This window comes from bacterium (assembly GCA_029210965.1).
Classification (GTDB): Bacteria; BMS3Abin14; BMS3Abin14; order BMS3Abin14; family BMS3Abin14; genus JALHUC01.
On the sequence record JARGFZ010000006.1, the window covers coordinates 94,198 to 115,676 of the forward strand.

20 protein-coding genes, 1 tRNA gene and 1 pseudogene are annotated in these 21,479 nt (G+C 55.0%); 18 read left to right on the plus strand and 4 right to left on the minus strand.

Translation table 11 applies throughout. The annotated features are described in order from the left end of the window. The first annotated feature begins 1 nt into the window (after nucleotide 1). The 12 genes from P1S59_04435 (at nucleotide 2) to P1S59_04490 (ending at nucleotide 11,222) form a co-directional block, all read left to right on the plus strand. Nucleotides 2–409, plus strand: a complete 408-nt coding sequence (locus P1S59_04435) for a single-stranded DNA-binding protein (protein ID MDF1525501.1) — start codon at nucleotides 2–4, stop codon at nucleotides 407–409. A gap of 57 nt (nucleotides 410–466) precedes the next feature. Further along, entirely contained in the window at nucleotides 467–694 is a 228-nt protein-coding gene (gene rpsR / locus P1S59_04440) for a 30S ribosomal protein S18 (protein ID MDF1525502.1), read from the plus strand. Between the two features lie 15 nt (nucleotides 695–709). Continuing rightward, entirely contained in the window at nucleotides 710–1,672 is a 963-nt protein-coding gene (locus tag P1S59_04445) for a DUF2232 domain-containing protein (GenBank protein MDF1525503.1), read from the plus strand. 15 nt (nucleotides 1,673–1,687) lie between these two features. After that, nucleotides 1,688–2,254: a 50S ribosomal protein L9 gene (gene rplI / locus P1S59_04450; protein ID MDF1525504.1), complete on the plus strand. Its 567-nt coding sequence runs from the start codon at nucleotides 1,688–1,690 to the stop codon at nucleotides 2,252–2,254. Nucleotides 2,255–2,344: 90 nt separating this feature from the next. After that, a complete protein-coding gene (dnaB, locus tag P1S59_04455; GenBank protein ID MDF1525505.1) occupies nucleotides 2,345–3,688 on the plus strand; it encodes a replicative DNA helicase in 1,344 nt (447 codons plus the stop codon). After that, nucleotides 3,688–4,824 carry an alanine racemase gene (gene alr / locus P1S59_04460; protein MDF1525506.1) on the plus strand — a complete coding sequence of 379 codons (1,137 nt, stop codon included), beginning with the start codon at nucleotides 3,688–3,690 and terminating at the stop codon, nucleotides 4,822–4,824. Before dnaB ends, alr begins: the two co-directional genes overlap by 1 nt. Nucleotides 4,825–5,011: 187 nt before the next feature. After that, nucleotides 5,012–5,782: an ABC transporter permease gene (locus P1S59_04465; GenBank protein MDF1525507.1), complete on the plus strand. Its 771-nt coding sequence runs from the start codon at nucleotides 5,012–5,014 to the stop codon at nucleotides 5,780–5,782. Then, nucleotides 5,782–6,543, plus strand: coding sequence for an ABC transporter ATP-binding protein (locus P1S59_04470; protein ID MDF1525508.1), 762 nt, complete (start codon nucleotides 5,782–5,784; stop codon nucleotides 6,541–6,543). The genes P1S59_04465 and P1S59_04470 overlap by 1 nt, the downstream gene beginning before the upstream one ends. A 149-nt stretch (nucleotides 6,544–6,692) precedes the next feature. Continuing rightward, the gene (locus P1S59_04475; protein ID MDF1525509.1) at nucleotides 6,693–8,162 is read left to right on the plus strand and encodes an MlaD family protein; all 1,470 of its coding nucleotides are present in this window, start codon (nucleotides 6,693–6,695) and stop codon (nucleotides 8,160–8,162) included. Between the two features lie 4 nt (nucleotides 8,163–8,166). After that, the gene (gene radA, locus P1S59_04480; GenBank protein MDF1525510.1) at nucleotides 8,167–9,519 is read left to right on the plus strand and encodes a DNA repair protein RadA; all 1,353 of its coding nucleotides are present in this window, start codon (nucleotides 8,167–8,169) and stop codon (nucleotides 9,517–9,519) included. Between the two features lie 179 nt (nucleotides 9,520–9,698). Then, nucleotides 9,699–9,875: a hypothetical protein gene (locus tag P1S59_04485; protein ID MDF1525511.1), complete on the plus strand. Its 177-nt coding sequence runs from the start codon at nucleotides 9,699–9,701 to the stop codon at nucleotides 9,873–9,875. A gap of 12 nt (nucleotides 9,876–9,887) precedes the next feature. Then, nucleotides 9,888–11,222 carry a multiheme c-type cytochrome gene (locus tag P1S59_04490; GenBank protein ID MDF1525512.1) on the plus strand — a complete coding sequence of 445 codons (1,335 nt, stop codon included), beginning with the start codon at nucleotides 9,888–9,890 and terminating at the stop codon, nucleotides 11,220–11,222. A gap of 97 nt (nucleotides 11,223–11,319) precedes the next feature. On the opposite strand, the pseudogene P1S59_04495 reads toward P1S59_04490, so the two are convergent. Beyond that, nucleotides 11,320–11,697: pseudogene (locus P1S59_04495) on the minus strand (four helix bundle protein). Between the two features lie 149 nt (nucleotides 11,698–11,846). Here P1S59_04495 and dusB point away from each other — a divergent pair. From dusB to P1S59_04520, 5 genes are all read left to right on the plus strand, one after another. Further along, the gene (gene dusB / locus P1S59_04500; GenBank protein ID MDF1525513.1) at nucleotides 11,847–12,812 is read left to right on the plus strand and encodes a tRNA dihydrouridine synthase DusB; all 966 of its coding nucleotides are present in this window, start codon (nucleotides 11,847–11,849) and stop codon (nucleotides 12,810–12,812) included. A 307-nt stretch (nucleotides 12,813–13,119) separates the two neighbouring features. Further along, entirely contained in the window at nucleotides 13,120–14,202 is a 1,083-nt protein-coding gene (locus tag P1S59_04505; GenBank protein ID MDF1525514.1) for an ATP-binding protein, read from the plus strand. A 271-nt stretch (nucleotides 14,203–14,473) separates the two neighbouring features. Further along, a complete protein-coding gene (locus P1S59_04510; protein MDF1525515.1) occupies nucleotides 14,474–15,901 on the plus strand; it encodes a sigma-54 dependent transcriptional regulator in 1,428 nt (475 codons plus the stop codon). Between the two features lie 281 nt (nucleotides 15,902–16,182). Further along, nucleotides 16,183–16,368, plus strand: a complete 186-nt coding sequence (locus P1S59_04515) for a CooT family nickel-binding protein (protein MDF1525516.1) — start codon at nucleotides 16,183–16,185, stop codon at nucleotides 16,366–16,368. A gap of 162 nt (nucleotides 16,369–16,530) precedes the next feature. Further along, nucleotides 16,531–16,606 (plus strand) — tRNA-Thr (locus P1S59_04520). 246 nt (nucleotides 16,607–16,852) lie between these two features. Here the strand turns inward: P1S59_04520 and P1S59_04525 are convergent. The 3 genes from P1S59_04525 to P1S59_04535 all read right to left on the minus strand — a co-directional run bounded on the left by P1S59_04525 (nucleotide 16,853) and on the right by P1S59_04535 (nucleotide 20,878). After that, on the minus strand, nucleotides 16,853–18,079 hold the full coding sequence (locus P1S59_04525) for an AAA family ATPase (protein MDF1525517.1): 1,227 nt from the start codon (nucleotides 18,077–18,079) through the stop codon (nucleotides 16,853–16,855). A 79-nt stretch (nucleotides 18,080–18,158) separates the two neighbouring features. Next, a complete protein-coding gene (locus P1S59_04530; protein ID MDF1525518.1) occupies nucleotides 18,159–20,573 on the minus strand; it encodes an Hsp70 family protein in 2,415 nt (804 codons plus the stop codon). 74 nt (nucleotides 20,574–20,647) lie between these two features. Continuing rightward, a complete protein-coding gene (locus P1S59_04535; GenBank protein ID MDF1525519.1) occupies nucleotides 20,648–20,878 on the minus strand; it encodes a hypothetical protein in 231 nt (76 codons plus the stop codon). 90 nt (nucleotides 20,879–20,968) lie between these two features. On the opposite strand from P1S59_04535, the gene P1S59_04540 reads away from it, so the two are divergent. Next, nucleotides 20,969–21,268 carry a GIY-YIG nuclease family protein gene (locus P1S59_04540; protein ID MDF1525520.1) on the plus strand — a complete coding sequence of 100 codons (300 nt, stop codon included), beginning with the start codon at nucleotides 20,969–20,971 and terminating at the stop codon, nucleotides 21,266–21,268. Nucleotides 21,269–21,479 lie beyond the last annotated feature (211 nt).

Below are 21,479 nucleotides of genomic sequence, written 5' to 3' on the forward strand. Positions count from 1 at the left end.
CATGGCTAACTACAACAGAGTTATACTGATGGGGAACCTCACGCGGGACCCTGAACTGCGCTACACACCCAACGGCAGCGCTGTAGCGAGTTTCAGCATTGCTGTTAACAGGCGGTACAAGGTCGACAACGAGAAACGGGAGGAGACGAGCTTTTTCGACATCGTTTTCTTCGGTAAGCCTGCTGAAATTATCGCCGAGTACATGAAGAAAGGGCGCCCACTTCTCGTTGAAGGTCGGCTTCAGCAGCGGCGCTGGGAAACTGACGAAGGACAAAAACGCAGCAAGGTGGAGGTCGTCGGGGAGAACTTCCAGTTTATGGGGGGACGAGATCAGGATAACGCTCGGCCCGCCGCCTCAGAAGGAACAGACGATCCGCCTGAGTTCGACGATTCAGATATCCCATTCTAACATGAACCCTGCCGGATCCGGGATGCGGCAGGTCGATCAAAGGACAGGACGTAAAAAATGAAAAGGAGATTCAGCAGGAGACGAAAGGTCTGTCACTTCTGTGTCGATAAAGTAACAGACATTGACTACAAGAACGTCAGAAGTCTGAAACGGTATATCACTGAAAGAGGCAAGATCCTGCCCAGCAGGATCTCGGGTAACTGTGCCAAGCACCAAAGAAAGCTTACGGCAGCTATTAAAAAGTCCCGAAATATCGCACTGTTACCTTTTGCTATCGAACGGTAACGGGGCAATACGGTGATGGAGGAAGGTCGGGGAAAGGATGCTGGCCTCTGGCTGCGTCTCTTGGGGTTCGCCCTCATCCCTTTGGCAATCCAGGCTTATCAGCCCATTATCGGAGGCTCCCTCGGGATTCTGACTCCCCTTCCTTTGGGCTACGGGATGGCGAGGCGAGGCTACCTGGAGGGAGCAGCCGCGGTGGCATTCATAGCCCTCGTCACTTCCTTTGTGATCGGCACGGGGCAAGGGCTATACTTTATCCTTGAAACGCTGCCCCTGGCCGTTGGTATCGGATTGGTTGCCAGATCCAGAACTCCCCTTTACCGGCCGGTTGTTTTGACCATGGTGGCCGTAGCTTTAACGGTCCTGGTTGCGGTCAGTGTTTACGGTATGATAACAGGTACACCGCCCGCCCAGCTCTACCAGGAAACGGTCCAGCAGATGGGCCTTTTAATGGACAACGCCGCTCAAACAAAGGGGTTAGACCCCGAGCAGCAGCAGCAGATGTACTGGATCGCGAGTCTGCTGCAGCGGCTTATCGTGGGAATATGGCTGTCCACGCTGACCTTGCTGATCATATTTTACGCCCTGCTTGTCAGGGGTTGGCTATTGGCTGCAAAGGCCCTGGAGAGCGACAAGCTGGCAATGCTGACCGAATGGAGTATGCCCTTCCCCTTCGTATGGGGTTTCGTGGCACTGGCATCCACAGTCGTCCTCACCGATGGCCTTGTAAGAGATGTAGCATTGAACGGTCTCATCCCTCTCGGAGCTTTTTACGGGATCCAGGGGATTGTAATAACCGGTCATCTGTTCACCAGGTGGGCACTGCCACCCTTTTTCAGGCTCATGATCCTGGCCTTCGGAATCATATCGGTACCGCTTGCGACTATGATCGTGGTGTCCCTGGGAGGGCTTTTCGATACCTGGATAGATTTCAGACGGCGTTGGCCCCTTGAGATAGCACCATCGCCGCCTTCGACTTAAAAAAGGAGCAAGACGATGAAAGTAATATTGTTAGAAGACATTGAGGCCCTGGGAAAAATGGGCGACACTGTCATGGTAAAAGATGGATATGCCAGAAACTATCTGATTCCCCGTAAGCTGGCGCTGCTGGCCACGGCCAGGAACCTCAAGGCCCAGGACCACCAGATCAGGGACATGGAGCGCCGAAAAGCCAAGATCACCGGCGACGCCCAGAGCCTTGCCGATAAGATCACCGGTGTGTCAGTGAGCTTTACCCGCAAGACCGGGGAAAAGGGCCGCCTCTTCGGATCGGTCACCAATATGGACATCGCCGAGGCCCTCAAGGAAAAGGGGCTGGACATCAACCGTAAGAACATTATTCTCCCTGAACCGATCAAGAGCCTCGGAGAGTTCGATATTGAGATCAAGCTGCACCACGATGTCATCCCCGTGGTCAAGATCACGGTTTTGCCCGAAGATGGCGAGATTCCCGAAGGAGCCATGGAGGAAGCACCCGGACAAGAGGCTGCTCCCGAGTCTCCTGAGGCAGTGGAAAAAGAGGAAGTTACCGAGGACCCGGCGGTAGAAAAGGGGTCGTTCTAGTAATAGTAGGGGTAATAGTAATAGTAGTAGAAGCAAGGGCAGGTTTAATCTCTATTACCATTACCATTATTATTCCTATCACTAAAATTTATGGCTAATTCCGGCACCGACATCAGAAAGGTTCCTCCGCAGAATCTCGAGGCAGAAAGAGCCGTCCTCGGGGCCATCCTGATGGATAATGAGAGCATTTATGCTGTCATGGAGATCCTCGATTCATCTGCCTTCTACCAGCCATCCCATCGCCTCATATTCAGCACCATGCTGGAACTGAGCGAACGGGGCGACCCCATAGACATCGTAACTCTTGCTGAACGTTTGCGCTCTGGGGGAGGCCTCGATAAAGCCGGGGGCCCAGACTACATACCCACTCTGGCTGACGAGGTGCCAACCGCGGCCGGCGTGGTCAACTATGCCACCATAGTCAGGGAAAAGGCGACCCTTAGAAGTCTCATCGAAGCATCAACCGAGATCGTGCACAATTGTTTCGAAACTCCGGGAGAGGTAGATCAGGTCCTGGATGACGCTGAACGCCGTATCTTTGCCATCTCTGAGGAACGTATCCGTTCCGGTTTCCTTTCCATGAAGGAGATCGTCAAAAGCAGCTTCAAGACCATCGAATTACTGTACGAGAAGAAGGAACATATAACCGGTGTCCCCTCCGGCTTCGCCGATATCGATGATCTCACCTCGGGTTTCCAACCTTCTGATCTCATTATCATCGCCGGGCGCCCGTCCATGGGTAAAACGGCCTTCTGCCTCAGTATTGCCCAGTATGCGTCTATGCACAAAGAGAAGACTGTGGCCGTTTTCAGCCTCGAAATGGCCAAGGAACAGTTGGTTATGAGGATGCTGTGTTCCGAAGCCCGCATCGATGCCCACCGGCTTCGAAGCGGTTTCCTCGGACAGACGGACTGGCCCAAACTGAGCACCGCAGCCGGAAGGCTGGCCGATGCCGCTATCTATATCGATGACACCCCGGCCATTAATTCCATGGAGATGAGGGCCAAAACGAGACGCCTTAAGGCCGAAAAAGGCCTGGACCTGGTGATCGTGGACTATCTTCAGCTCATGTCTGGTCGCCGCAGCGACAGTCGGGAGCAGGAGATCTCAGAGATCAGTCGTTCCCTCAAGGCTCTGGCAAAGGAGCTCGGGATCCCGGTCCTGGCGCTTTCTCAGCTCAACCGCGGTGTGGAAAGCCGTGTGGATAAAAGACCCATCCTTGCCGACCTCCGGGAATCCGGAGCTATCGAACAGGACGCCGACGTGATCATGTTCATCTACAGGGACGAGGTCTACAACAAAGACACCATGGATAAAGGGATCGCCGAGGTCATTATTGGAAAGCAGCGTAACGGCCCGGTAGGAACAAAAAAACTGACCTGGCTTGACAAATATACACGATTCGAAGACCTCACAACCCGGGATCAGTACTGATGCCGGGCAGGGACACCGATAGAGGTACCTGCTGGATCGACATCGATCTGGCTGCCTTAAGATCCAATTTCCACATCGCCGAAAAGCACCTGGAAGGAAACCCACCCATCCTGGCGGTGGTAAAGGCCAACGCCTATGGGCACGGGGCCGTCCCGGTAAGCAGAGCCCTTCTCGAGGAGGGGGCCTCTATCCTGGGGGTGGCCACGGTGGATGAAGCCCGCGAACTTCGCGAGGGCGGGATCCGGGGCAGGATCCTTATCCTGGGCAGAATGGTGCAAGCTGACATCCAGGCAGCCCTGAGATGGCACACCGAGATCACCCTCCAGCATCCTGAAATGGCCCGCTGGGTTTCAGAAACGGCTACCAGCAAGGGAGTCACCGTACCGGTGCACCTGAAGGTGGACACCGGCATGACACGGCTGGGGTTTTATTGGGAAACGGCCTACGAGGAGATTTTGAAGGTCCTGGAACTTCCGGGCCTCGACCTTTGCTGTGTCTTCACTCACTTTGCCAACGCCGACCTGGGAGACAGGGAGTTTACTCAAAAACAGATCCTCAGGTTCGAGGAACTGCAGGCCAAGCTGGAAAATACTGGCCTTAAGGTCTGTCATCATATCTCCAACTCAGCCGCCATCCTCACCGGGCAGACCCCTGAAGGGTGCGGAGCCCGTCCCGGGATCATGCTCTACGGAGCATCTCCCTCCGCCAATATCCCCAGCGAAAAACTCCGGCCCGTCCTTTCGTGGAAGTGCAGGGTCCTTCAGATCAAGAAGGTCCCCGAAGGCACCGGGATCAGCTACGGACACGATTTCATCACCACCCGCCCCAGCCGCATCGCCACGATCTCCGTTGGCTACGCCGATGGTTACCTGCGGTGCCTGACCAACAGGGGGCAGGTTCTCATAAGTGGCAAGCGCGCCCCGGTAGTGGGGCGTGTAACCATGGATATGACCATGGTGGATGTGACTGACCTGTCGGAGGAAATAAGCGCCGGTGACGAAGTTGTCGTCCTCGGCTCCCAGGGTGAAGATAACATTTCAGCCGAGGAGGTGGCTGCCTGGGCTGATACGATCAATTACGAGATCTTCTGCGCACTTTCTCACCGGGTTCCCCGGTATTATCTGGATGGACGATAGAACTGTCCATCCAGGTATCGGGGTATCGGGGAAAGATCATAATAGCTTTGCTGCTCAGGCGTATCGCCGGCACGCCGATACGCCGATACGCCGACACACCGATACAGTACTCTATCCTTTAATCTCATTTCCATACCCTAGCCTCTGGACTCACCCCCACTCCCCGTAGTACATTCACCCCATGCGTATGATCTCCGGCCTGAACTGGATCGGCACCGGCACTTTGTCTTATCTCGATGAGGCGGGGACGAGCCTTCTTCTGCTTATCAAAGTGCTTCGCGCCCTTTTCAAGCGCCCCTTTCCTATCCGACTAACACTGGAGCAAATGGAAGAGGTGGGGGTCCGTTCCCTGCCGGTAGTCATCATCACAGCGATCTTTACAGGAGCAGTCCTGGCCCTGCAGACTTACAGCGGTTTTAAGCGGTTCGGTGCGGAGGGGCTGGTAGGAACGGTGGTAGCCCTTTCAATGACGAGAGAACTCGGGCCGGTCCTCGCAAGCATCATGGTGGCCGGTCGGGTGGGTTCATCTATGGCCGCAGAACTGGGGACCATGAGGGTTACGGAGCAGATCGATGCCTTGATCACCATGGCTACCGACCCGGTCCACTACCTGGTCGTACCCAGGTTCGTGGCTGCCTTCATTATGCTCCCCTTCCTCGTGGTATTCGCGGACCTTCTGGGCATCATCGGCGGCTATATCGTCGCCGTGAAAGTCCTTGGAACCAGCAGTACCATCTACATCAACAGGACCCTCCAGTACCTGGAGTTTTCAGACGTATCCGTCGGAATTGTGAAAGCCGCAGTTTTTGGCATGATCATCGCCCTTATCGGGTGCCAGATGGGCTTTTATACCGAAGGCGGCGCCGAGGGGGTAGGACGAGCGACTACCAAAGCGGTGGTGGGCGCATCCATCCTCATTCTTATCTCCAACTATTTCCTCACCGCATTCCTGTTCTGATGAGTGATCAACCAACCATACGGATCCGTGATCTGAAGAAATCCTTCGGGGACAAGGTCGTCCTGGACGGGGCCAATCTGGACGTTTGGCCGGGGGAGAGCGTGGTCGTCATCGGCCAGAGCGGTGTTGGGAAAAGTGTGCTTATCAAGTGCATTATCGGCATCCTGACACCTGATTCGGGAACAATTGAGATCGACGGCGAGAACATCACCGCACCTGGTTTCAAAAACATGGATATAGTACGCCGGAAGTTCGGCATGCTGTTTCAGTACGCCGCCCTTTTTGACTCTCTGACGGTCTGGGAAAATGTCGGGTTCGCCCTCACCCGGCATACCAAAATGAAAACCGGCCAGATTCGGGAGATTGCCGAAGAGAAACTTCGAATGGTAGGTTTGCCCGGCACCCTGGACCTTATGCCTTCGGAGCTATCAGGAGGGATGAGGAAACGGGTGGGCCTCGCCAGGGCTATCGCCATGGAACCGGCTATCATGCTTTATGACGAACCTACCACGGGTCTGGATCCTATCAGAGGGGATTCCATCAACGACCTCATCATCCAGCTCCGGGAAGAGTTGGGCGTGGCCTCTGTCACCATTACCCACGATATGATAAGCGCCTACAAGATCGCCGACAGGATCACCATGCTCTACAAGGGGAAGCTTATCGCCACCGGCACCCCTGATGAGATCCGCGGCAGCGACAACCCTTACGTCCAGCAGTTCATCCACGGCAGGGCGGAAGGGCCAATTAGAGACGAGTAGGGGCAGGATGTGGAATGTGGAATGTAGAACATAGAAAAGACCTCTGCCTGAGTGTTGCTATTTGTGGATGAAAATGAGTATTCTTAGGAGATTGTTAGTTATGAATATTATTCTACGTTCTACGTTCTACATCCTACATTCTTGAGCCTATGAAATCATTCAAGACCGAAACATACGTTGGCCTTTTCGTCCTCGCCGGATTCCTCATCTTTATCTGGGGAACCATGCAGATCACCAACATCGGGGATGACGGCGGTTACGAACTATACGCCGTGTTCGATAACGCGGCCGGCCTGGACATCAACGCGCCGGTGCGCATGGTTGGTGTGAACATTGGCCGGGTGAAAGGAATCGATATCACCGAGCGAAAAGCCCGAGTCGTCCTCATCATTGACGAGGGACGTCTAGTCGATAGGGATGCCGTTGTTTCCATTCGCAGTCAGGGGATCCTTGGTGACAAGTTCGTTGGCATCAGCCCCGGCAGCAGCGGAGACTATTATGAGAAGGGACAGGTCATCACCCACACCCGTGCCGGTACGGATCTCGACAGCCTTATGGACTCCCTCCAGACCGCCGGAACGGATCTTTCGGCCATCCTCTCAAGCCTGAGAAAGGTCATCGGTACCGAGGAGGGGGAACGGTCCATGACCGATATCCTCCAGAACACCAGAAACCTCACCGCCAACCTCGACCGTCTCACTTCCAAGCTCGACACCATGACCACTGAGAACCGGGAGGACATCCGTGCCGTCATCGCGAACATCAGACAGGTCTCTGAGGACCTCCGGAATGATCTTCCCAGACTCACCGAAAAGTTTGAAGGGGCTGCCGACCAGGTCAGCAGCGTCCTGTCCGACAACCGGGAGGGTGTGAAGGAGACGGTAGAACAGATCAGACGTGACGCCGAGTTACTGGAGGAGACTCTCGAATCTGTCAGGATCATAGCCAAACGGATCGAAGATGGCGAAGGCACTGTAGGCAAGCTTATCAACGAGGACGAGACCTATACAAGTCTCAACGAGACCCTCGGGAGCCTTAACAAGGCTATGAAAAAGGGTGAAAAGCTCCAGGTTCTCGTGGACATCCATGGCAACTATCTATCCGAGGTGGAAGGCACCAAAGGTTACATGGTGCTCGACATAAAACCCACACCGGACAAGTTCTACCGACTGGAGATCATAGACGATCCGGAAGGCCGCCAGACGTGGTCAGAAACAGCTACAACAACCACGACCACCCCGCCCGGGACCACGATCACCACTGTTAAGGAGGAGGTCAAGTACGAGGACAAGCTTAAGTTCTCCCTGGAACTGGGGCGGCGGTTCTACGACACTGTCTTCAGGCTCGGGTACATCGAATCCTCTTTCGGTTTTGGAGTCGATCATTTCTGGAGCGACGACGACCTCAGGCTTTCCCTGGACGTGTGGGACATGGACCGCGACGTCAACCCCCAGGTGCGTCTCGCCTCTTCATTCAGATTTATGGATTTTTTCCACATCGATTTTGGAGCCGAAGACCTTGTCAACGACGAGCGGAATCCCTCCATATTTGTTGGCCTTGGCCTGTCCTTCGTGGATGAAGATCTGAAATACCTCCTCGCAAAAGCACCCCTTCCCTGACACCATGGCACGCCGCAGCAGCGTATTTGTATGTCAGAAGTGCGGCACCAACTCCCCGAAATGGATGGGCCGTTGCCCTGACTGCTCGACATGGGGGTCCATGATCGAGGAGATCCGTGATTCCGGGCGCGATAAGCGGTCATCCACAACTGCAGCGGATCCTGTCTCCATCACAAATATCCCTGAAGACTCCTCCCAACGCGTTTTCACCGGTCTCGAAGAGCTGGACAGGGTTCTGGGCGGCGGTATGGTTCCCGGTTCCGTCATCCTTCTGGGAGGTGATCCCGGCATAGGCAAATCCACCCTCATTCTTCAGATCCTCGCTCAACTGGCTGCTGCCGGTCAAAAAGTTCTTTACGTGACCGCAGAAGAATCCATGCGCCAGATCCGAATGAGGGCACAGAGAGTGGGCTCGGAAAGCGAAAACCTCATGGTCCTGGCCGAGACCGATTTTGCCGCAGTCACGCAAACCATCAGAAAGTTTATGCCGGACACAGTTGTTCTGGACTCGGTCCAGGCTCTTTACCATCCCGATATCGGCTCATCTTCCGGCACCATCAGCCAGGTCAGAGAGATTGCGGGTGAGGCTGTTGCCCTTGCCAAAGGCAATGATATTACCATCTGGCTCATCGGCCATGTTACCAAAGAGGGCGCTATCGCCGGGCCAAGAACTCTGGAACACCTGGTGGACACGGTCCTGTACTTCGAAGGAGATTCAAGCCACGCCTACCGTATCTTAAGAGCGGTCAAGAACAGGTACGGTTCCACAAACGAGATCGCCCTGCTGGAGATGACGGGCCAGGGACTCATCCAGATAACCGATCCTGCAGGCCTGTTTCTGCCCACAGGCGGACGAAGGTCACCGGGTTCCGCCATTGTCATGGGAGTTGAGGGGACTCGTCCTCTCCTGGTGGAGGTCCAGGCCCTTGTGGCTCAGACACCGTTTCCCAACCCCAGGCGCACGGTATCGGGTTCGGAACTTTCCCGGGTGCTCCTGATCCTGGCTGTACTGGATAAACGTGCCGGGATTCAGACAGGCGGGCTGGACGTTTTCGTTAATATCGCCGGCGGCCTCAAGCTAACCGAACCTGCTACGGACCTTGGCCTCGCCCTTGCCCTGGTTTCCAGTGTTTTTGAAAAACCCATCATTGAGCACACAGCTGTTTGCGGGGAAATCGGCCTGGCGGGAGAGGTTCGCCCCGTGGCACGGTTGGAAGCCAGGATCAGAGAGGCTTTACGCCTTGGCCTTACCAGGGTTATCGTACCCGACGCCGATATTGACAAACTTCCCACGATAAAAGGGATGGAGATCGTCCCGGTTGAGACGGTTGAGGACGCCATACAGGCTTCATTTTAGGGACTGGTCAAACTCGGGAAACGTCCCTAAAATGAAGCCTGTATAGGGGTAACGGGGTATCGGAGTATCGGGGAAAGATCATAAGCTGATGACCGCTAGATGATAGTTCCTCATCCCTCCTTCCATATTCCATATTTTGATGACCTGACTAAGACAAAAAATTATAGTATCCTGCCCTCATGCTGAAACAACTGAATATCCCACCGATCATTCTCTTCCTGGCGCCCATTGTCGCGGCTGTCGCCCTTTTCTCCTTCTTCAACGTCAGCTGTCAGCCAAGGACCGAAAACGCCTCGGGCAGTGTGAAGCTCCTCTACACATCCGAGGTGGGAGGACGGCTCGACCCTTGCGGGTGAAAGACCGTTCAGGTGGGGGGTCTTCCCCGCCGAGCCGCATTTATCACCCAGGAGAAGGCAGAAGGGACCGATACCCTTATCCTGGACTCCGGCAACCTTGTTGCAGATAAACCTCTTGCAAAACCCTCCCTCGAACCGGCAGAGGCCAAAGCCAGGCTGATCCTGGAGGCCATGGACCGCATGGGCTATGCAGCCGCTGCCATCGGCGAAATGGACCTCTACCTGGGCCTCGATCTACTGCGCTCCTTAAACGAGTCGACAAAGCTCCAGTTCCTGTCCTCCAACCTCACTGATAACAAGGGCAATACCATTTTCGAACCTTACCGCCTCCTGAAGGCAGGGGGATTGACCGTAGGCGTCATAGGACTTACAGCCCCTCCCTCCGATAAAGGACTGTTCTTCAAACGTATGCCCGGTGCCGAGGTCAAAGATCCATTGCCGGCTGCCAGGGAAGCAGTTGAAAAAATCCGGGATAAATGCGACCTCATCGTTGTGATTTCCAACCTGGGCTTTTCAAAGGACCTCCAGCTGGCTAAATCGGTTCCCGGCATTGATGTTCTCATAACCGGCGGGACCAAGCGTTTTATGAAAAACCCTGTCATTCAGGAGAGGACACTCATTACCTCCGGATTCTACGAAGGCAGAGCTGTCGGCAAGCTCTTATTACACCTGGATGGCGAAATCAAGGGATGGATATCCCGAAACGAGCTTGAGTTTCTGGATAAGCAGATTGAGACTGCTCAGACCAAGACTAGCACACCGGCGGGCCAGAGAGCCCTGGACAGCCTCATCGAAAAGAGAGAATCTGCGATCAGGTTGACCCCTTACGAACCGGCTATGGTAAACCTGGATCCTTCCTTTTCTGACGACCCGCAGATATTGAATATGATCAGCGATTACAGGAAAAGTCTTTCAAAAAACTCTGTCAGCAGTCAGGGACCAGCCGCCTCCAATGAGGAACAGGTACGTTACACAGGACCCAAAGCCTGTGCCGATTGTCATGAATCCAGATACCGTTTCTGGCTCACCACAGACCATTCCAGAGCCTTCGATTCACTTGCGCCCAAAGATGCAGGGGCAGACCCCGATTGTATTCCCTGCCACGTTACAGGGTACGAGCGGCGCACCGGCTACTGGCCCAAAGCACCAAGGGAGGACCTTCGCGGCGTCCAGTGTGAAGCTTGCCACGGTATAGGTTCCCTCCACGTGAAATCACCGGACCTTTACAGCCTTCTCCACCTCCCGGCTGCTCCCCAGTGCCTGGATTGCCACACCCAAAATCAGGATGATGATTTTGATTATTTCCGGGACCGGCTCCTGGTGTGTTCGGAAGATATGCCAAAATAATTTTCTTCCGAACACGTATCGGGGTATCGGGGTAATCACGCCTTTGGCGTGACAGGCGGGGTAAGGGGATAATTATAAGTTCTATATCTTCGATTCTCTAATTCCCTTTGATGAGCCACTGGTCGGCCTTTTGGATCATGAGGACTATCTGTCCCATGATCTTTTCATACTTGTCCTCAAGTCTTCTCGCCGTTTCACCATCTATGTATCCGCAACTCTGGGCAAAATCCAACCACACCTGGGTTTCGCACGCTTCACTTTCGGAATCACTCAGCTCGGCTATAAAAGCTGCTCTGCACCTGCGTTTTCTTCATCCTTCCGCAATGTTCGTACAAACTGATCGAGATGAGCGTCGCATTTGATCCACCATCGAGTATTTCTCATTGGGTGGAAATCCTTTTGTTAACTCAAAAATGTCCATAGCACCCTTTTTTGCATTACGGTAAACTCTTAGCTCTCGATATGATGTGATTATGTCAGTCGAACCAGATCTCCTTCAAACAACAAATTGATGTAATCATCCATTTGAGAAAGACGAGTGCAATTGTTATGCCCTTTCCACGATACGCCGACACGCCGATACCCGGGATCAAGGGAATCTCACTCCGGAGATAGTATATCGTCATGCTGAAACCGTTAAAGATAGGCAATATCCGGATCGAAAGACCGTTGATCCTGGCCCCCCTCGCGGGTATTACAAACCTGCCCTTTCGCCTCGTCTGCCGCAAGGGCGGGGCAGGTTTCGTGTGGGCCGAGATGATAAGCTCCAGGGCCTTTCATTTCAGGGACCAGCGCACCAGGGACATGGCCGTATTTCACCCGGAGGAACATCCGGTGGCGGCCCAGGTCTTTGGACGTGACCCGGATGAAATGGCTGAGGCGGCCCGTTTTCTTGAGGACCGCGGCGCCGACATTGTGGACATCAATATGGGATGCCCGGTGAAGAAGATCCTCAAAAGCGGCAGCGGCGTTCAGCTCATGAGGGAACCGGACCTTGCAAGGAGCATTTTGGCAAAGGTTGTCCACGCGGTGCAGGTTCCCGTCACTGTGAAGTTTCGACTGGGCTGGTCTGAGGAAGAAAAGAACTACCTCGAACTGGGAAAAGCGCTGGAGGGTGAAGGTGCTGCCGCCCTTATCCTGCATCCCCGGACACGAGCTCAAGGCTTTACAGGAGAGGCCCGCTGGGATGCCATCAGGGAACTTGTGGAGGCGGTGGGTGTTCCGGTCATTGGCAGCGGGGATGTGGCCACTGGGGAGGAAGCCTCCCGAATGCTGTCCCAGACAGGCTGTGCAGGGGCTATGGTAGGAAGGGGCGCCCTGGGAAAACCGTGGATTTTCAACGCAATGCATGCCTATATTACAGGCATCAAACTTGGCCATAACGGGAGTTTCAGCCCGGAACTTGTGCAAACACACGTAGAGATGCTCCTTGACTATCTCCCGGGGAGGCGCAGCGTCGGGCACCTGAGAAAGCATTTGGGATGGTACAGTAAGGGGTTCTCGGGCGGAAGTGGATTTAGAAGGGAGATAAACGGGCTTTTGGAACCACATGAGATTATCAAAGCGGCTGAATATTTTTTCGAATTTTAAGAATGATGGACTCGCAAAAAGTCCATCAATGCGCCCCGCGCGGGGCGCCCAAATCAATGACTCGCACTGTAAGTCATTGATTTGTAAGGAAAGGGAAAACAACGCTTTTCCCTTTCCGTGGAGCGAAAAGTCCCGGATTGGACTTTTTGCGAATTTATCAAGAATGGTGGTTCCAAAAACCATACGTATCGGAGTAACGGGGTAATCACGCCTTTGGCGTGACAGGCGTGTAATTGAGTAACAAATCAAGAGGCCCTGCATTTGACTTTTCCCCGATACACCGACACACCGATACAGGAATCTTAATATGTCCATAGAATCACACCTGACAGACTCACTAGTCGAGGGTCTTTTTCTCTTCGACACCAAGGGTCGCCTGGTCCGGGTCAATCCGTCCGGTGAGCGGATCCTTGGCCGATCGTTCAGGTCCGTTGTTAACAAAGATGCGGCCAAGGTCTTTCCCGGGAACATCGAACTGGATGAAATGGTAAAAGCGTGCCTGAGCGAGACCAGGGCCATGGTTCACAGCGGCATCACCATGCCCGGTCCGGAAGGGAAAACGATCGACCTTTCCGTAAGCGTATCGCCGATCCAGGAACCCGATGGCACTCTTGTGGGAACCGCCCTCCTTGTTCGTGATGAGACCATTTTACGGGACATGGATCGCTCCTATCGGCGAGCGGATCAACTGGCCATATTTAGCGTTCTGAACCTCGGCATGGCCCACGAGATCAAAAATCCACTCGGCGGGATCAAGGGAGCCACCCAGCTCCTCAGTTCGGAACTTACACCGGACAGCCCGATGATGGAGTACTGTGAAGTCATACTACGGGAGGTGGACCGTATCGACGGACTCCTTGAAACCCTCCTCGCTGCTGTCCCCAGAGGGGAACTCCGCACTTCGGAGATAAATATCCACGAAATACTCGATGAGGTCATACACCTTCTGGAACTGTCCGAGGAAACAGCCGGCCTGTCGTTCCTTCGTATCTATGACCCCAGCCTGCCTACTTTGCACGGTGACCGGAACGGTCTCATCCAGGTGTTTTTGAACCTGCTTAAGAACTCCGTTGAAGCGTCCGCATCGGGAGGTGAGATCACTATCAAGACACAGGTCCCGGTTGGCGGACCCGTTGGCACTTCGGCTGCGCCCCGGTCGGGAGCCAGGGGAGGATTTCTGGAAATAGTGGTCATGGACGATGGGCAGGGGTTCGACCCTGACATAAAAGAATACACCACTTTCTTCGTGACCACCAAGTCCAAGGGAGTGGGGCTGGGCCTTGCCATCAGCGAACAGATCATCCACGATCATGGCGGCTCCCTTGTCCTGGACAATCGGAAAGAGGGGGGAGCGGAGGTTCGCGTATTTCTTCCGCTCAAGGCGGGATAAATACGCGAACCTGGTATCGGGGTATCGGGGTGCCGGTGTATCGGGGAGGAAAGCTGTTCCTTCGGAACGAAACGGTGAAACGGGGTATCGGCGAAACGGGGAAGAACCTGTATCCAGTAAACCAATTGCAGACATTTAACCGCCATACCACGGGCCTGTTCATCATAATACCTGTTAATAGAGGGTGATCAGTCATTCCGGACGAAGATCCGGAATCCAGAATGAGCGTTTCTTTCAGATATTTTTTTCGAAACGCTATCAGGGAGTAGAAATGGCGAAAAAAATATTGGTTATCGAAGACGACCAGAGCATGCGGTGGGTGCTTGAAAAATCGCTATCCAGGGAGGGATATAAAGTGACCTCCGCCCCGGATGGAAGATCAGGGATAGCCGCTGCCTTCGAGGTCACCCCCGATCTTGTCATCCTGGACATCCTCATGCCTGACATCGACGGGCTAACCGTCCTGCGTAAACTCAAAGAGTCCCATCCTCAGCTGCCTGTCCTCATTATCACCGCCCAGAACATTATGACCCACGCCGTGGAAGCCATGCGCCGGGGAGCTTACGACTATCTGCCCAAACCTTTCGATATTTCCGTTCTCCTTGAAAGGGTGGACCGCGGACTCGCCCAGATAGAGACGGCGGACTCACAAAGAGAAGCAGAAGCGATTCCGGCCGAGATGGAAGACATGATCGGCACTTCACCGCTAATGGAAGGGCTGTTCAAGGCCATGGGGCGTGTAGCGGCCAGCGACGCCACCGTACTCGTCCTGGGAGAAAGCGGCACTGGTAAGGAACTCGTTGCCCGGGCTATTCACCGATTCAGCAATAGAGCGTCCGGGCCCTTTGTTGCCGTCAACGCATCAGCTATCCCCGGCGAACTGCTCGAGAGCGTCCTCTTCGGGCACGAAAAGGGAGCCTTTACGGGTGCCACCGATACGAGAAAGGGCAAGTTCGAACTGGCTGCCGGTGGGACTCTCTTTCTGGATGAGATCGGCGACATGCCAGGCAACCTCCAGGCCAAGATACTGAGGGTCCTGGAGAACCGCGAGTTCGAGCGGGTGGGCGGGCAGCGTTCCTTGCGTTCAGACGTACGGGTTATCTCGGCCACACACAGGGAACTGTGGGAAGCGGTTAAGGAGGGAGACTTCAGGGAGGACCTCTATTATCGGCTCAACGTCGTATCCCTCCGTATACCACCGCTAAGGGAGCGTAGAGAGGACATCCCTGTCCTCGCGGGGCACTTCCTGAGAGTCTTCGCGGAGGAGGAGGGTTCCGAGCTCAGGACCCTTTCAGAGGGGGCCATGTCGGTACTCTTGAAGCACGTCTGGCCCGGCAACGTCCGCGAACTCCTCAACACCCTCAAGAGGGCCTATGTCCTGGCATCGGATCCTGTGATCCACACTTCGGACCTGGGTCTGTCCATGGAAGGCTCCGACAAGGGGGTAGAAGAGACTTTTGACGAATTTATAAGGAAGTGGATGCATGAGATCGTGGCACCCTGGAGCACCATTGAGGAGGGAGACCTTTACGAACAGGTGATGTCCAGGGTGGAAATGCCCATGTTCGAAATGGTGATGGAAGCGGTAAAGGGCAATCAGGTCCGGGCCGCCAAGGTCCTTGGGATCAACCGGAATACGCTGAGAGAGCGCTTGCGGAAGTACGATTTGCTGAAAAAGGGCGGGAAGAAAAAGAAATAGCCCTTTTTCAGACCAGGTATTTTCCTCCCCGACACGCCGATACACCGATACACCGATACGATCAATGCGAACTCATTTGAGCATTGATCAAAACGTCTCTCCCCCTTGCACTTGTATGTGCCCTCCCCTAGAATGGTGACGTTGTTAGCTTGATTGGTTTCTTCACGCGGAACCTGGACCTTGGCTTGCCACGCCGTAGCTGATTTGTGAGGGCATAGCCACTGGTAACGCCCCAAAGCGAAGGCGGGACCCTGGGAACTCAATTTTCGGAGGAAATTGGCATGTGCAATGAATCAGCGTTTATCCTCTTTTTCAAGGATGGTCATCGGCACCTGAATGAGATCGATCTCATTGAGGTCGAGGAGGACAGCATCCGCCTCAAGGACATGAACGGCAACGAAACGGAGATTAAAGCCCGGATAAGGACTATAGATCTTGTTAACCGAAGAATAGAGACAGCCGATTAACGACCGGAAAAGGGGAAGAGGAGAAAAGGAGAAGAGGAGATTGAAAGCTTTCTCCCCTCTGCCCCTCTTCCAGGGGTCCCCTCTTCTGAATAAGACGGCGCGCCATCCCACCATGACTTGACACCAATTTAACGTAGGATTATTATTAGCGCCGTTTCATAAGCCGGGATAGCTCAGTTGGTAGAGCAACTGATTCGTAATCAGTAGGTCGGCGGTTCAAGTCCGCTTCTCGGCTCCAATGTTTTCAATGGGTTACAGTTTTTCGCTGTAGCCCATTTTACCAAGCCAGATGAGCATCGTCACGTTGCCTTTCATTGCCACATCAAACTGTTTCCGCCGGGGGACATGGGGTGTTAACAGTATGAATCTATTACATAACGACCTTGAGATCTAATAATTGCAGAGATAATTAAAGGCTTACACGTGTCGGTAAAAACATCACCCAGCCAGACTTTATAGATTTCAGCCCTTTCCATATTTCATCTCACATTGGCAGATCCAATCCATCACCCTCCGTTACTGTCACCGGTTTAGGTACCGTGATGTTCCTCGGTGTCTGGATCTCAAGAGCCCCTTTCTGCTCCAGCGGCAACAGGCACTTCAGTTCATCGCACATGTCCTTGTCCACAGTGCCGTAGTACACCCACTCAAGAGCCCTGGTGCTGGCTACGAAGAGCATCTTGTTGAGGTTGCGGGCCCAGCTGTACTTGCAGTCCACGATGCGTGGGATCATGACTGTGTCGAAAGTCAGTCCCTTGGCACTGTGAACGGTGAGGATTTTGGGGGTCAGCATGTTGAAGTCCTCCCGCACCTGCCCCCTCGCCTTGACTGTCTCGACCTGTATCCCCCTTTCGTTCATCCCCCTGGATATGTCCTCCACCATCTGGTTGGTGGGCAGAAGGATCCCCACTCTCTTGCCCAGGTTGATCTCACCCCTGAGGAGGTCCGCGAGACGGTCGATCTCCTCGGCCCCCCGGTCGGCGACAAAAAGGAGGGGGACCCGGAAGGCGCTCGAATGTGGCACGGCCCTGGTGCGCAGGTAGACAGTCGCGTCGCTCTCGTCAAGGAAACGGGAGGCGGCCTGGGCGACAGCCGGGGCGTTGCGGAAGTTTTTCAGCAGGACCTGGGACTCTGCCCTTAACCCGAGTCCTTTCAGGGCATCCCCAGTACTGGCCCCCTCGTCGTACAGCTTCTGGGTTGGGTCCGAGAACACAGTCACATGGCGGGCGATTCTGGACAGCAGACGGAAAGCCTCAGGGGGGAGGTCCTGGCCCTCGTCGACCAGCAGAACATCATAAATAGGCGACCTGAGATTCCGCTCCACATGCTGTAGAACATCTCTCACCGCCCTTACGTAGTCCGGGGCTTTACGTTCGGGGTTCCAGTGTAGTCGATGGTAAATGTGCCTATTGTTGTACTCCTCAACCCAGTCAAAGAAGAGGCTGACCATATCCTCGGGAAGCCCAAGCTCGCTAACACCTGACCTGATATAGCGTTTGAGCACATTGGTGTACACCATGACCCCCATACGGGAGGGAGGCACCTGGTGCTCCTTCATGAGATGGAGCGACCTGTGCAGCAGGAGAAGGGTCTTGCCCGACCCGGCCGGGCCGGTAACGAGGAGATGTTCGCCGGGGTGGGCCTGGGCCACCGCAAGCTGGTCGGGGGTCAGGTTGCTTCCCCCTATTAGCCACGTTCGGCGGGTGGTCATAGCTTCACCCTGATATGAAATCCAGTTAAAACTCCCGCATTGGATTTCATATATGGAAGATCGTCCATTGGAACACCGCCTATCGCTTCACAGGTTTGCCGAGCTGCTGTCCGGGCAGGTCTTCGGGCACGTAGGGGAGCTTCACCGTTCCCTTCACAGAGGCCAGTTTTTTGGCAATGGCGTCGGCCTTTCCCTCCTGCCCAAGGGCCAGGTAAGTGCGTCGCTGCCAGTGCAGGGACCACTCGTCATCCCCCTCCAGGTACTCGAACTCCTCGAGGGCTTTCTCCAACTCGGCCTTCCCGGCCTTCTCGCGGCCGAGTTTCTGGAGCAGAATCCCCTTCCAGGCACGGTAGACCGGCTGAGCCCCGGATATTTCGCAGGCCCTGTCAGCTTCCGCGAGAGCCTTCTCCGGCCGCCCGGCATCTGCCAGGTGCAGCGAGAGGTTGAACCTCAAGCCCCCGGATTCGGGCGATGCTTTTACAGCCTCCCGGTAGGCCTTTTCCGCCCTCTCACCTGCCTGCAGGGCCACGTAGCAGCCGGCAATGGAGTTGAGGACCCAGGCGTCGGGTTCGTTACGCACCCGGAGAGCATTCTGGTACCAGCTGACAGCCTTCTCGTTCCTTTCCGTGCCCCGGTTGAGATCACCCAGTTCGACCATGGCAGTCGCCAGGTCGGCCTTGCTGCCCCCCTTGACCAGCTGCCCGACCCGCTGCTCCAGCTCAAGGATCCGCTGTTCGGCCTCGTCCGTGACCGCAGTGGCCGACAGGGGGTTTTCCAGACTCACATTGCAGCTAACGTCCGGCCTGTCCTGGAGCCATGCCTCCACCTCCAGGACCTTGTTGCCGTCGAGCCTGTACTTCACTCCTATGGGCTCGCCGGACCTGGGTATCTGGTCGAACTCCAGGTGAGCCGTCGCCAGGATCTTGTCAGGGCCGTCGGCAGCGACAACGATGTTGACCCCCTTCATGAACTCCTTCGGGACCATGAGGCCGCTGTAAAGGGCATGCTCCCCGTCATCGGGATAGGGCAACTCCGTTCCGGCAGGGATGAGAACCGCGAACCCGCCGCCCCGGGTGAGAAGACCTATGTTCTCCTGGGCGATGGGGCGGATCATGGGCTTTGACACACCCTTGAGCAGAAAACTGTGCCATGCGGCGCCCCTTGCCACTGCCACTTGGGCGGCTTCGGCAGTGGGAAAGGCCAGCAGGTCGGACTTCGGAAAGAACTTTTTCAGAGCCTGGGTGATCTGCGGGATGAGGACGCTGCCGCCCACGGGAAGCACCGCGTCCACGTCGGACGGCGCCAGGTCCGCCCGCCCCAGGATATCCATGACGGGGGAGAAGATGGATGTGGCTGCGCCGAAGTCCATCTCCCTGCGGTACAGGTACTCCTCTTCCACAAAAGGTTCCAGGATCTCCTCGAACTCGGTGAGGGAAAGGGCCGGGGATCCAAGGGTGAGGGTCATGGAGCCCACACGCACTTCAATGGTTGGCTGGGCGGCAGTGACGCGCTTCCTGTCCACATTGCCGATGCCCTTGAGGGAGATCTGGTTGCGATACTCATCGCACAGGGCCATTTTGAGCGCCTCGGCAGTGGAAAGCAACTGGGGCAAAACGATGTTCTTCTTCTGTCCGAAACCCAGGTCGTATCTGTCAACACCACTCTGATCGAGAAGCTGCGGAAGAAGCTTCTTCTCAACAATGGCGGTGTCGATGTCGTCCCCGCCGAGCTTTTCATACCTGGAGATAGCCAGGTTGGAGATGGCAAAGCGCCCATCCACCATCTGCACCTGGACAAGGGACAGGTCACAGGTCCCTCCGCCGAAGTCAAAAACAAGGATCTTCGTGGGGTGCTGGATAGAGAATGCCGCATCCTTGCCATAGGTGAACAGGTAGTCCAGAAGGGCCGCGTTGGGCTCATCGAGAAGGGAATTCTCGTCCACCACCAGGCCGGCTATAGCTGCCGCTCTCTGGGTGTCTTTGCGGGCCCCTGACTGGAAGGAGGCCGGCACGGTGACAACGGCCGAGTCCTTTACCTCAGCTCCCAATTCCGCTTCTGCCGCGGATGTGAGAGCCTCAAGTAAAGCGCCGGCAACTTTGAAAGGTGTGTCGTAAGTGGTGGAGGCTGCATAGGGGTAGAACGGCTCCTTGCCCAGGCCCATCTCAGACTTCGTAGAATAGAAGATGTTCTGGCCCCGGACGTAGTTGCCCTGGCGGATAAGCTCCCGGGCCCCCTGGCCTACCCACCACTTGTCGATGTCCACCTGAGCTACGACAGAAGGAAGTAGGGGACTGTGAAGGCGACCACTGAGGCGTGGCTGCTCGATGTTGATGAGCCTCACCGCTTCCGCCAGATCGCCCTCCAGGAGCTTCTGAGGATCCACACACGCAACGGAGCAGTTGGTGGTGCCCAGGTCGATGCCCACGAAGGATTGTGACTTTATGTCGGTCCTCTGTGTGACCTCTTTTTGCAGGATGTAGGGTAGACCGGGCATTGAAACCCCCAAAGGATAGTAACAGTTATAGTAATGGTAATAGTAATAGGTAAAAGCCAGTTTTTCTATTGCTATTACTTGCTTCCACTGCTGGCTTGCACAATGCTCACATCCACCGTGACCCTCTTCGTCGGCTTCCCCTCCCGGTCGAACTCCCGCTGGAACCGCCTGACTATGACCCTCTTGCCTCTCGTCTTCGGGTCGGCGTCCACAAATTTCCTGGCTTTCTTCAGCACGAGATCGACTGTGATCTCTTTTTTGACCGGGTGCCGGAAGTAGAATCTGGAGAAGAACTGGATGGGCACGGTTTAAGCTCCGAGCACACACGCTTGTCATTGCGAACCATTCCCGCGTGAAGCAATCTCAACTGGCCGCCAAATTGCAACTGAAGCGGCATGCACAAAAACTATTATGTTTATATCATGACCAACAGATGGAACCGTGTCCTTTACACCGGCTTTACCGGTGACCTGGTCAAACGTGCTCACCAACACCGCGGAAAACAGGTTGAAGGTTTCACCTCACGCTACAATGTGAACAAACTCGTTTATTTCGAAACCTTCGGTGATCCACTGACTGCTATTGAACGTGAGAAGCAAATTAAAGCGGGAACGCGAGAGAAAAAGATCAAATTGATCGAGCAAAAGAATCCTGGCTGGCAAGATCTTTTACCTGAGATCGCTTCACTCACTTAACTGTTCGCGATGACAGACACGTTTGTCATTGCGAGGCCCGAAGGGCCGCGGCAATCTCGGGCTCTGCTGCTACTTCCCGGGATCGCTTCCACCTTCGCGTGAAGCTTCGGTGGACAAGTCGTCCGGGTATCAACTCGCGATGACAGACACGTTTGTCATTGCGAGGCCCGAAGGGCCGCGGCAATCTCGGGCTCTGCTGCTACTTCCCGGG